General features: G+C 37.5%; 14 protein-coding genes. All 14 read right to left on the reverse strand.

Annotated features, from left to right (window positions below; genetic code table 11):
• Positions 1–3: 3 nt before the first annotated feature.
• Positions 4–285 carry a 30S ribosomal protein S19 gene (gene rpsS / locus DEX24_RS06850; protein ID WP_109305674.1) on the reverse strand — a complete coding sequence of 94 codons (282 nt, stop codon included), beginning with the start codon at positions 283–285 and terminating at the stop codon, positions 4–6.
• A 60-nt stretch (positions 286–345) separates the two neighbouring features.
• A complete protein-coding gene (rplB, locus tag DEX24_RS06855) occupies positions 346–1176 on the reverse strand; it encodes a 50S ribosomal protein L2 (protein ID WP_109305675.1) in 831 nt (276 codons plus the stop codon).
• A gap of 33 nt (positions 1177–1209) precedes the next feature.
• Positions 1210–1488, reverse strand: a complete 279-nt coding sequence (rplW, locus tag DEX24_RS06860; RefSeq protein ID WP_109305676.1) for a 50S ribosomal protein L23 — start codon at positions 1486–1488, stop codon at positions 1210–1212.
• Positions 1488–2108, reverse strand: coding sequence for a 50S ribosomal protein L4 (gene rplD, locus DEX24_RS06865; RefSeq protein ID WP_109305677.1), 621 nt, complete (start codon positions 2106–2108; stop codon positions 1488–1490). Before rplD ends, rplW begins: the two co-directional genes overlap by 1 nt.
• A gap of 26 nt (positions 2109–2134) precedes the next feature.
• The gene (gene rplC / locus DEX24_RS06870) at positions 2135–2764 is read right to left on the reverse strand and encodes a 50S ribosomal protein L3 (RefSeq protein ID WP_109305678.1); all 630 of its coding nucleotides are present in this window, start codon (positions 2762–2764) and stop codon (positions 2135–2137) included.
• A gap of 44 nt (positions 2765–2808) precedes the next feature.
• Positions 2809–3117, reverse strand: a complete 309-nt coding sequence (rpsJ, locus tag DEX24_RS06875) for a 30S ribosomal protein S10 (protein WP_146192968.1) — start codon at positions 3115–3117, stop codon at positions 2809–2811.
• Positions 3118–3726: 609 nt separating this feature from the next.
• The gene (locus DEX24_RS06880; RefSeq protein WP_170112876.1) at positions 3727–5697 is read right to left on the reverse strand and encodes an ABC transporter permease; all 1971 of its coding nucleotides are present in this window, start codon (positions 5695–5697) and stop codon (positions 3727–3729) included.
• Positions 5687–6448 (reverse strand): ABC transporter ATP-binding protein, encoded by a 762-nt coding sequence (locus tag DEX24_RS06885; RefSeq protein WP_109305681.1) that lies wholly within the window; start codon positions 6446–6448, stop codon positions 5687–5689. Before DEX24_RS06885 ends, DEX24_RS06880 begins: the two co-directional genes overlap by 11 nt.
• Positions 6449–6603: 155 nt before the next feature.
• The gene (locus DEX24_RS06890) at positions 6604–7596 is read right to left on the reverse strand and encodes a sensor histidine kinase (protein WP_109305682.1); all 993 of its coding nucleotides are present in this window, start codon (positions 7594–7596) and stop codon (positions 6604–6606) included.
• A gap of 6 nt (positions 7597–7602) precedes the next feature.
• Positions 7603–8292, reverse strand: a complete 690-nt coding sequence (locus tag DEX24_RS06895; RefSeq protein WP_109305683.1) for a response regulator transcription factor — start codon at positions 8290–8292, stop codon at positions 7603–7605.
• 198 nt (positions 8293–8490) lie between these two features.
• Positions 8491–9678: an elongation factor Tu gene (tuf, locus tag DEX24_RS06900; RefSeq protein WP_109305684.1), complete on the reverse strand. Its 1188-nt coding sequence runs from the start codon at positions 9676–9678 to the stop codon at positions 8491–8493.
• Positions 9679–9822: 144 nt separating this feature from the next.
• A complete protein-coding gene (gene fusA / locus DEX24_RS06905) occupies positions 9823–11907 on the reverse strand; it encodes an elongation factor G (protein WP_109305685.1) in 2085 nt (694 codons plus the stop codon).
• 42 nt (positions 11908–11949) lie between these two features.
• Entirely contained in the window at positions 11950–12420 is a 471-nt protein-coding gene (gene rpsG / locus DEX24_RS06910) for a 30S ribosomal protein S7 (protein WP_109305686.1), read from the reverse strand.
• Between the two features lie 30 nt (positions 12421–12450).
• A complete protein-coding gene (rpsL, locus tag DEX24_RS06915) occupies positions 12451–12870 on the reverse strand; it encodes a 30S ribosomal protein S12 (RefSeq protein WP_109305687.1) in 420 nt (139 codons plus the stop codon).
• Positions 12871–12973 lie beyond the last annotated feature (103 nt).

Raw genomic sequence — 12973 nt, forward strand, 5'->3', positions numbered from 1 at the left:
TAATTAGCGTACTGATGTTTTCTTATCATCTGCACCGTGACCTTTGTAAGTACGAGTTGGTGCGAATTCGCCAAGTTTATGACCTACCATATCTTCAGTCACGTATACAGGAACGTGTTTACGTCCATCATATACTGCGATTGTTAGTCCGATAAATGTCGGAAAGATTGTAGAGCGGCGAGACCAAGTTTTGATAACCTGTTTCTTTTCTGAATCTTGTTGAGCTTCCACTTTAGTTAATAAGTGAGCGTCAACAAAAGGTCCTTTTTTCAAGCTACGACCCATTTTGGAACCTCCCTCCGTGATTCCACCACGGTTCGAACGTTGAACCGTAGTTTAACCACTTTATTTTTTACGACGACGAATGATAAGCTTGTCGGATTTAGCTTTTTTATCACGAGTTTTGAATCCAAGAGTTGGTTTACCCCATGGAGACATTGGTGATTTGCGACCGATTGGAGCTTTACCTTCACCACCACCGTGTGGGTGATCGTTCGGGTTCATTACAGATCCACGTACAGTTGGGCGTTTACCCATCCAGCGTTTACGACCGGCTTTACCGATGTTGATAAGTTCGTGTTGTTCGTTACCTACAGCGCCAATAGTTGCACGACAAGTAGCTAAGATCATACGTACTTCGCCAGATTGTAAGCGTACAATTACATATTTACCTTCTTTACCAAGTACTTGAGCTGAAGTACCTGCAGAACGTACTAATTGTCCACCTTTACCAGGTTTCATTTCGATATTGTGGATTGTAGAACCCATTGGGATATTTGAAAGTGGTAAAGCATTACCTACTTTAATATCAACTTCTGGACCTGAAACAATTTCCATACCTACTACTAAACCTTTTGGAGCTAGGATATAACGTTTTTCGCCATCTGCATAGTTAATTAATGCGATGTTAGCAGATCTGTTAGGATCATACTCAATAGTAGCGACTTTACCAGGAATACCATCTTTGATACGTTTGAAATCAATGATACGGTATTGGCGTTTGTGTCCACCACCATTATGACGAACAGTTATTTTACCCTGGTTATTACGACCAGCTTTACGTTTTGTAGATTCTAATAAAGATTTTTCTGGTTTATTAGTAGTAATCTCCGCAAAGTCAGATGTCGTCATGTTACGACGTCCATTTGTGGTTGGTTTATACTTTTTAATCGCCATGTTTTTCCCTCCTTTAAAAATTATCTATTCGAATTAAGCTTCGAATAATTCGATTTCGCCTTCAGCTAACTTAACGATAGCTTTACGACGTTTGTTTTTGTAACCACCGAATTTACCTACGCGTTTGTATTTACCTTTGATGTTCATAATGTTGACTTTCTCAACTTTAACACCAAAAATTAATTCAACTGCATCTTTAACTTCAGTTTTGTTGGCACGAGTGTCAACATCGAAAGTGTATTTTTGTTCTGCCATAGCTGCTGAAGATTGCTCAGTAATGACAGGACGTTTAATAATATCACGTGCTTCCATTATCCAAGCACCTCCTCAACTTTTTCTACTGCAGCTTTAGTGAATACAACTTTATTGTGACTCATTAAGTCAAGAACGTTGATTCCTGTAGCTGTTAAAACTTTAACGCCTTGGATGTTACGAGCAGCTAGTACTACGTTTTCATCTAAGTCAGCAGTTACGAATAAAACTTTAGAATCGATTGAAAGATCTGAAAGAACTTTCACGAAGTCTTTAGTTTTAGGTGCAACAACTAAACCATCAAGTACTACGACTTCAGTAGCAGCAACTTTCGTTGATAATACTGATTTAAGTGCTAAACGACGAACTTTTTTAGGAAGTTTGTAAGAGTAGCTACGAGGAGTAGGACCGAATACGACACCACCACCACGCCATTGTGGCGAGCGAATAGAACCTTGACGTGCACGACCTGTTCCTTTTTGACGCCATGGCTTACGACCACCACCTGCAACTTCAGAACGGTTTTTTACTTTGTGTGTACCTTGACGAAGTGAAGCGCGTTGAGCGATTACAGCGTCAAAAATAACTGATTCATTAGGTTCGATTCCGAAGATAGTATCGTTTAATTCGATTTCTCCTACAGAAGAACCTGTTTGACTAAGTACATTAACTTTTGTCATTCCTGTTTCCTCCTTTCTTCGGATATTTATTTAGCTTTGATTGCAGTTTTCACTGTTACAAGAGCTTTTTTAGAACCAGGGATATTACCTTTTACTAATAGTAGGTTGCGTTCAACGTCAACTTTAACGATTGTTAAGTTTTGGATTGTTACGACAGTACCACCCATTTGACCAGGTAATTTCTTTTGTTTAAATACGCGGTTCGGAGCAACTGGGCCCATTGAACCAGGACGACGGTGGTAACGAGAACCATGGGACATCGGTCCGCGAGATTGTCCGTGGCGTTTAATAACACCTTGGAAACCTTTACCTTTTGTAACGCCTGTTACATCTACTACATCGCCTTCTGCGAAAATTTCAACATTGACTTCTTGACCAACTTCGTACTCTGCTAAGTCCGCATCGCGAATTTCGCGAATGAAGCGCTTAGGAGCAGTGTTAGCTTTAGCAACGTGTCCTTTTGCAGGTTTGTTAGAAAGCTTTTCGCGCTTATCTTCGAAACCAAGTTGAATTGCTTCATAGCCATCAGTATCAACTGATTTCTTTTGAAGTACTACGTTTGGAGTAGCTTCAACTACCGTTACTGGAATAAGATCACCATTTTCAGCAAAGACTTGCGTCATACCGATTTTTCTACCTAAGATTCCTTTAGTCATGAGTCACACCTCCTGTGAATATTTTAAATTATAATTTTTTACCATTAAAGTTTGATTTCAATATCAACGCCAGATGGTAAATCTAGTTTCATTAACGCATCAACAGTTTGAGGTGTTGGGTTAACGATATCGATTAGACGTTTATGTGTGCGCATTTCAAATTGCTCACGAGAATCTTTGTATTTATGCACCGCACGTAAGATCGTGTATAAAGATCTTTCAGTTGGTAGTGGAATCGGACCTGATACTCCAGCACCTGAACGTTTAGCAGTTTCAACAATTTTCTCAGCAGATTGATCTAGAATTCTATGATCATATGCTTTTAAACGGATACGAATTTTTTGTTTTGCCATTACTTTCCCTCCTTCTCGCCTATTTCCTAGACAATTCTCCACGAAAATTTTCCGATCACTCGCCATGGCAATGCGGCCGGGTGTGTCGGTAACCTCTCGCTTCATCGCAGTCAAAGACCAACATTCAATATTATACATAATTAAATAGTAATCCGCAAGTCATTTAGAGAATTTTTTTGACGTGTGTGTGTTATTCCATAAAACTCTCTACTGACTGCTGTTTTTAACAACGACTATCAGTATATAAAACATTGAGCAAAATATCAATGATAAACTATAAATTTCTCGAATTATTTTTTGTAAGGATTTTTGATGCTATTATATAGAAGGAACTCAAGTAAAGCACCTGATTCAACGCGTATTTTAAGCATATTACGAGCTGTTCTACGACGTGTAAAGTATTTTTATAACCATTAGAATATCTGTCATCCGTTATCGCTTACAGCGTCTCCTACTCTATATTATGCATTCAAAATAAAAAAGAAGCCCATCTCATCCAGTCGATGTTTGGGCTTCTTTTGCTGTAATAAAATACTTTTCATTACTAAAAAACATTATTTATAATGATTTTTTACATCGTGCTTGTTTCTTAGACGCTCTCTCTGATATTTATAAGCTGTCATGTACAACCTTACGATAATAAGAGACAGATAACATCGCAAAAAGAATATAGAGTATTGTGTAAATACCCATGACAATCAATAAAGGTGCTGTTAATTCTGAACCAAAGAAAGTCCAACCTGACTTCACGGCAAAATAGCTGTGGAGCAGACCAATTAATAATGGTAAACCAAAACTAAACAGTTGCTTCATATAGATTCCTGTCATAATATCACTCTCTGTAAAACCTATTTTACGCAATGTTTTATAGGATTGTTTTTCATCTTCTGCCTCTGACATTTGTTTGAAATACAAAATACTTCCTGTTGCTAGTAAAAAGGCTAACCCTAGAAAACCTGTGATAAAAATAGTTAAACCAATTGAACTTTGTAAATTTGTTTTTAAATCGGCTTTTGATTGTAGCAGTACACCATTCATAAATTCATCTTTTGATGTTACTAAACCATTATTTGTATAAGCATAATAAATTTTCGTTGCTTCTTGTGCTTGCGTTTGGTCTTTTAAATTGTACCCTGTCAATTTTTTAAATGTTGTCGCTTCATGTATCGTTTTTACTTTCGCCAAATTCCGCCACTCTTGATCTGAGACAACTAATGTGAAAGAGCCACCGCTCAAACGACTTGGTATAACCGTTTTTTTATAAAAACTATTAATCGTCAATTTTGTATTACCATGTGGCTTTTCAATTTGAATGACACGGTCTTTTTTCATAGGTGACATAACATCATATGCATCCGTGTATCCTAATATTGCTACTTCTTTGGATTTTAATTTTAAATCTGGATACAGTATTTGCGCAGAAGATTGAGACACAATATTTGTTCCCACAAATTTTCTTATCGAAGTATTCGGATTTTCTACTGCTTCTGAAAAATCGACGAAACCTTCTATAATCGCAATATCATATTGATCCACCGCTATTTTGGCTTCTTTAAATTGATTGCCAAGATTTTTATAGTTATTATTGTATGTTTGATAGTCGAATGGTGCACTCGCCTGTACATTTGAATCAATTGAATAATAGGAAATATAAGATAGTGACAAAATCGCCAATGCCACGCCGGTAAGAACCGTAATCAATGTTAAAGATTTTGCATTTCCTTTCATGCGATGCATAATCGGCGCAGCTGCTAAGACATCATAAAGTGATAAATGCCCTTTTTTCATTTTACGAACTGTATTTAAAAGAAAGGCTACTGAATATCTAAATACTAAGTAGGTTCCTCCAATTGTGGATGCTAGAATAAAAATCATGCGCCCTAGTAATCCTGAAGAAGTTTCCACAGTAAAGAGCCTTGATGAATAAAAATAGCCCAATATAATCAATACAATACCTAGCAATCCAATGAACATCTGCCCTATGCCAATTTGTTTAATATGAACTTCTTGTTTTTTATTTTCTTGAAATAATGTAAGCAATGATGATTTTTTTATTTTCCAAAATGCTTGTATCATAGTAATCCCATATAAAATACCAAAAACGATAAAGGTTTGAGTAACAGCGCTCCATGAAAAGTTAATTTCAGTTACTTGTTTAATTTGAATGATTTTCAGTAAAATCATCGCAAAAAAGCGCGTTGCCATAAACCCTAAAAACGAGCCAATCAGAATTGCGGTAAACCATAAGAGAAAATTTTCAATTGATAACATGCGCGCAATCGTCACTTTAGGCATGCCAATTAATTGGAATAAACCGATTTCTTTACTACGTTGCTTAATAAATAAGCTATTCGCATAGATGACAAATAGCGTAACAATAAAAAGTAATAAATAAGATGCTACTTTAAATCCACTATCGGCTTTTGTACTAGCCTCGGTATACACATCAACAACTGGGTTCGTTTGTAATGTGACAAATGCAAAAAATAAGGCCACACTAAATATTAATGCGAAAAAATATAAAAAATAATTTCTAATATTTTTCTTCATGCTACGCATGGCCAGTTGACTAATTTTCATAGCCATCACCACCGAGCACACCTTGCGTACTCATAATATCTTGAAAAAACTGTTGACGTGTTTTATTCCCACGATAGAGTTCAGTATATAATTGACCATCTTTCAAGAATACCACACGCGAACAAAAGCTTGTCGCCACTGCATCATGACTAACCATCATGATAGTGACATTATTTTCTTCATTTATATATGCAAGATTTTTTAGTAACGCTGTTGCTGATTTTGAATCTAATGCACCTGTCGGCTCATCACCAAAAACAATAGTAGGCTTGGCAATTAATGCACGTGCTGCTGAAGTTCTTTGTTTTTGCCCACCAGAAAGTTCATTCGGATATTGATCAGCCTGATCGATAATGCCTAACATTTGCGCCAATTGATTGAATCGACTTTCAGCTTCCTGTTTTGACAAATTACTAATCGATAAAGGTAGTAATATATTTTCTTTGACTGTTAATGTATCAAGTAAATTATAATCTTGGAATATAAAGCCAAGATGCTCTCTTCTAAAGCGTGCTAATTTTTTATCTGTCATTTTACCTAATTCCTCTCCACCAATTGCGACAGTTCCCTCCGTCGCCTCATCAATAGAGCATAAAACATTTAATAATGTTGTTTTACCTGAACCCGATGGTCCCATAATCCCAACAAACTCTCCTTCTTGAATTTCTAGATCAATACCTTTCAGCACTTCTTGAGCTGCTTGCTTTTTACCATAGATTTTGCGAATTTTACGTGCTTTTAAAATCGTCATTATTATTTTTCCTCCCTCACACTTTTGTTGTACTCTTATTTTATATGAAGTGCCTGAAAGATTCGTTTGATTAACATGACATTTTAAGCTTGTAGATGACATTATTGTCACTTTAGCATTTTAAAACAATAAAAAGAGCTATTATTCATAGCTCTTTAGAAATTGATTGTTGTTGTATAGTCATTTTCTAATGGGAATTGGAGTGTAACTGTTGTTCCTTCTCCCACTTTTGACCGGACATCTAAATGAATACCTAATTCATCTGCAGCTTGTTTTGCTAAATAAAGCCCCATTCCTGTCGATACATTTCTTTTTCTACCAACCGTACCTGTAAAGGATTTTTGAAAAATTCGTGGCAGATCTTCAGCTGGGATACCGATTCCTTCATCTGTTATCGCTATCTTTACATGACCGCGATCACTTAACATATGCTTAATATGAATAACAGCATGCTCATTGCTATATTTCACCGCATTCGTCAGTATTTGACGGATAATAAAAACCGTCCATTTTGTATCAGATAATACAGTAGTAAAACTAGCCAATTCCACATTAATACCAATATCTTTTTCCATACACCAGGTACGCAATATGGCTAACTCAGCTTTTAATAATTGTTTTACATCTATTTCTTCTATTTTGTTGTCCTGATGAATTGATTGGATTCTAATACCATACAACTCTTGGTCAATTAGTTGATATGTTCGAAGCCACTCAATTTCAAGTCGTTTTTTTAGAGGGTCTGAAGATGACATCGCATCAATCAATAATTTTTGCGCGGTTAGTGGTGTTTTAATATCATGAATCCAAGCTAAAATCCGATCATTTTCCTCTGCATGATGAATCATCGCTTCATTTAAGTGATCTTTTAATTCCTTTGAATAACCTAAGAAATAATTCTTTGTTTCTTCATCAAAAGGGCGCAATAGCTTGTTCTTTTCTAACTCAATGAGTGCACGGTGGCTATCTTGTTCACGTAAAAATCGCCAAATTAAGAATAAAATAAATAATAAGCTATTAATACTATTTAAATAAGTAATTGTTTCTGTTGCGAAACCTGCATCAATATGAGCAAAAATATTGAGTACGCATTGCAGAATAATAAAAAAACCAATCCATGCTTTACGTTCCCTCAAAAATAACCACATTCCGTATCACTCCTTTGTCACAGCCATATAACCTAAACCTTTTTTAGTTTGAATACAATCTGATAATCCAAAGCACTCCATTTTCGTACGTAGTCGATTAACATTAACAGACAAGGTATTATCATTTACAAATCGTTCATCATCCCACAGACGATTCATCAATTCTTCTCGTGACACAATATGATTCACTTGCTCTAATAGAATACGTAATATATATTGTTCATTTTTAGTAAGCTCTTGTTGATTGTCTTCATCGTAAATCATGCTTCGCGCATAATCAATCGTCAGACCATTCCATACTGTCATCAATGATTTCCCCTCATCTTTATAAGCATAGCTTCTTCTCAATATGGCCTGCACTTTGGCAACGAGAACATCCATATTGAAAGGTTTTTGTATGAAATCATCCGCACCCATTTGCATTGCCATAACCATATCCATTGGGTGATCACGCGATGATAAAAAAATAATTGGCACGGTGTGATGTCGTCGTATTTCGCGACACCAATGAAAACCATCATAAGCTGGTAGTTGAATATCAATAATAACGAGATGAGGTTGCTCCTCATCAAAAATATCTATCACATTTTTAAAATCATCAATACCGATTACCTCAATTGCCCATTGCTGAAATCGTTCTTTAATCACTTGAAAAATGGATAGATCGTCTTCAATGATTAATAGTTTATAGTCCATTTTTTCTTCACTCCTTTACTCTACTTTATAGATAATAAAAAACCCTGTCCAGTGTGCACCTGGACAGGGTTTTAAAAGTTTGGAAATACTGTGTAGTTACTAGATACAAGCGTTCGGCTACTACAAATGTTATAACGTCAACAACCGTAGCTAGCTTCTACTCAACATTGCCGTAGTGCATCAAATTAAATAATAAAATTATTTAGTGATTGTTGCTACTACGCCAGCGCCTACAGTACGGCCACCTTCACGAATAGAGAACTTAGTTCCATCTTCGATAGCGATTGGGTGAATAAGATCAACGATCATTTCAACGTTATCGCCAGGCATTACCATTTCAACGCCTTCAGGTAAAGAAACAACACCAGTTACATCAGTTGTACGGAAGTAGAACTGAGGACGGTAGTTAGTGAAGAATGGAGTGTGACGTCCGCCTTCTTCTTTTGATAAAACATAAACTTCAGCTTTGAATGTTGTATGTGGAGTAATTGTACCTGGTTTAGCAAGTACTTGACCACGTTCGATATCTTCACGAGCTACGCCACGTAAAAGAGCACCGATGTTATCGCCAGCTTCAGCGTAATCTAATAATTTACGGAACATTTCAACACCAGTTACAGTTGTTTGTTTAGTTTCTTCAGCAATACCAACGATGTCGATAGTGTCTCCGACTTTAACTTGACCACGTTCAACGCGACCAGTAGCAACAGTACCACGACCTGTGATAGAGAATACATCCTCTACAGGCATCATGAATGGTTTGTCAGTTTGACGTTCTGGAGTTGGGATATAAGAATCTACAGCGTCCATAAGTTCGATGATTTTTTCTTCGTAATCAGCATCGCCTTCTAGAGCTTTAAGTGCAGAACCTTTGATTACAGGAATGTCATCGCCAGGGAAATCGTATTCTGATAACAGGTCACGAACTTCCATTTCAACTAATTCAAGTAATTCTTCGTCATCAACCATGTCGCATTTGTTTAAGAATACTACAAGGTAAGGAACACCAACTTGACGTGAAAGTAAGATGTGTTCACGTGTTTGTGGCATCGGGCCATCAGCAGCTGATACTACTAAGATACCGCCGTCCATTTGAGCAGCACCAGTGATCATGTTTTTAACATAATCGGCGTGTCCTGGGCAATCTACGTGAGCGTAGTGGCGAGATTCAGTTTCGTATTCAACGTGTGAAGTATTGATTGTGATACCGCGTTCTTTTTCTTCTGGTGCGTTATCGATTTGAGCGTAAGATTTTGCTTCCCCACCCATTTTTTTAGAAAGAACTGTAGCGATTGCAGCAGTTAGAGTTGTTTTACCATGGTCAACGTGTCCGATTGTACCAATGTTAGCGTGGGTTTTAGAACGGTCGAATTTTTCTTTAGCCATTTTAAATGTGCCTCCTAAGGGTTCATAAATTTATTTTTTTATAGTCATGATTGTCGCTCAACAGGGCCCTGCTTCACAAACAATCACAACTTATATGTTATTTATACTGTATCACAGAGGAAATTTCAATTAATAAATAATCGATTATTCACCTTTGTGTTTTTTGATGATTTCTTCACCAATAGATTTTGGCACTTCTTCATAGTGATCAAACACCATTGAGAATGTACCGCGACCTTGAGTTGCTGAACGTAAAGTTGTAGCATAGCCGAACATTTCAGCTAATGGTACCATTGCACGAACTACTTGAGCGTTACCGCGAGCTTCCATACCTTCTACGCGTCCACGACGTGCAGTGATATTACCCATGATATCTCCAAGATATTCTTCTGGCATTACAACTTCAACTTTCATAATTGGCTCTAAAAGAACTGGCTTACATTTAGAAATTGCGTTTTTAAGAGCTAACGAAGCAGCTACTTTGAACGCCATTTCATTTGAATCGACATCATGGTAAGAACCATCATAAAGCTTAGCTTTAATATCGATTAATGGGAATCCAGCAATTACACCGTTAGGAAGATTGTCGCGAAGACCAGCTTCTACTGCAGGGATGTATTCACGAGGAACTACACCACCAACAACAGCGTTAGTGAATTCGAAACCTTTACCTTCTTCATTTGGTGAAAATTCAATCCAAACATGTCCGAATTGTCCACGACCACCAGACTGACGTACGAATTTACCTTCAACTTGTGCTGAAGCACGGAAAGTTTCACGGTAAGATACTTGAGGAGCACCTACGTTAGCTTCTACGTGGAATTCGCGACGCATACGATCAACTAGGATATCTAGGTGAAGTTCACCCATTCCTGAGATGATTGTTTGTCCAGTTTCAGTGTCAGTGTGAGCACGGAATGTTGGATCTTCTTCTTGAAGTTTTTGTAAGGCTTGACCCATTTTATCTTGGTCACCCTTAGATTTTGGTTCTACAGAAAGTGAGATTACTGGCTCTGGGAATTCCATTGACTCAAGAATTACTAGTGCTTTTTCATCACATAGAGTATCACCAGTAGTAGTGTCTTTAAGACCTACTGCTGCTGCGATATCGCCTGCGTACACTTCTGCAATTTCTTCACGAGAGTTCGCGTGCATTTGTAGGATACGACCTACGCGTTCACGTTTACCTTTAGAAGAGTTTTGTACGTAAGATCCTGATTTAAGAATACCAGAATATACGCGGAAGAATGTTAATTTACCAACGTAAGGGTCAGTCATAACTTTGAATGCTAATGCAGAGAATGGTTCGTCATCTGAAGAGTGACGTACTAACACTACATCTTCATCGTCTACTGAGATACCTTTGATTGATTCAACATCTGTTGGAGCTGGTAGGTAGTCAATTACTGCATCAAGCATTAATTGAACACCTTTATTTTTGAATGCTGTACCACATACTACAGGGTAGAATTCTACAGAAAGAGTAGCTTTACGGATAGCTGCTTTTAACTCAGGGATTGAAATTTCTTCACCCGCAAAGTATTTTTCCATTAGAGCTTCGTCTAATTCAGCAACTGCCTCAACTAATTTTTCACGGTATTCAGCAGCTTGTTCTTGATATTCAGCAGGAATATCTTTGATTTCAGCATTTGAACCGTCGTCGCCTTCTTTGTAGAAAATAGCGTTCATTTCTACAAGGTCGATGATCGCGTTGAATTCGTCTTCTGCACCAATTGGTAATTGGATAGGATGTGCATTAGCTTCTAAACGGTCTTTAAGTGTTCCTACAGAGTATAAGAAATCTGCACCGATTTTATCCATTTTGTTAATGAATACAAGACGTGGAACACCGTAAGTAGTCGCTTGACGCCATACAGTTTCAGTTTGCGGTTCTACACCTGATTGAGCATCAAGTACAGTAACAGCGCCATCAAGTACACGTAATGAACGTTCAACTTCAACAGTGAAATCTACGTGTCCAGGAGTGTCAATAATGTTTACGCGGTGGCCTTTCCATTGAGCTGTTGTAGCAGCAGAAGTGATAGTAATACCACGTTCTTGCTCTTGCTCCATCCAGTCCATTTGAGAAGCACCTTCGTGAGTTTCACCGATTTTGTGAATCTTACCAGTGTAATAAAGGATACGCTCTGTTGTTGTCGTTTTACCGGCATCAATGTGAGCCATGATTCCGATATTACGCGTGTTCTCTAGGGAGAATTCTCTAGTCATGCGGTATTTCTCCTTCCATAATGGATTAAGATATTAAAACGATTACCAGCGGTAATGAGCGAATGCTTTGTTAGCATCAGCCATTTTATGCATATCTTCACGTTTTTTAACTGACGCACCAGTGTTGTTAGAAGCGTCAATGATTTCATTAGCAAGACGTTCTTCCATTGTTTTTTCGCCACGAAGACGAGAGTAGTTTACTAGGTAACGAAGACCAAGAGTCGTACGACGATCTGGACGTACTTCTACTGGTACTTGATAGTTTGCTCCACCAACACGGCGAGCTTTTACTTCTAGTACTGGCATAATGTTTGTTAATGCTGCATCAAATACTTCTAATGGGTTTTGATCTGAACGCTCTTTCACTAATTCGAAAGCACCGTATAAGATTTTTGAAGAAGTACCTCTTTTACCATCTACCATCATTTTATTAATTAAACGAGTTACTAGTTTCGAATTATAAATTGGATCTGGTAACACGTCACGTTTGGAAACAGGACCTTTACGAGGCATGTGTTTTCCTCCTTTCGCTAAAGCTTATTATTATTTTTTCTCTTTAGGTTTTTTAGCACCGTATAAAGAGCGAGATTGCATACGACCAGAAACAGCTGCAGTATCAAGAGCACCGCGAACGATATGGTAACGTACACCTGGTAAATCTTTTACGCGTCCGCCGCGAATAAGTACAACACTATGTTCTTGTAGGTTGTGACCTTCGCCGGGAATGTAAGCATTAACCTCAAGTTGGTTAGTTAAGCGTACACGAGCGTATTTACGTAACGCTGAGTTTGGTTTTTTAGGTGTCATTGTACCAACACGTGTACAAACACCACGTTTTTGTGGTGAGTTAACATCTGTTAAAGCTTTAGCAAAGCTGTTATAGCTTTTGTTTAAAGCTGGTGAGTTAGATTTCTTGCTTTTGGATTGACGAGGCTTACGTACTAATTGGTTAATTGTAGGCATCATTCTTCCTCCTCTCATTACTTCTTTTTTAATCCCACACATCCAGGTGGTTCATTCAATGGTAAAAAACAAAGCTTTCGCATGATCAGTGCAAAAACTACAT

This window comes from Kurthia sibirica (assembly GCF_003143975.1).
In the GTDB taxonomy this organism is placed as follows: Bacteria; Bacillota; Bacilli; order Bacillales_A; family Planococcaceae; genus Kurthia; species Kurthia sibirica.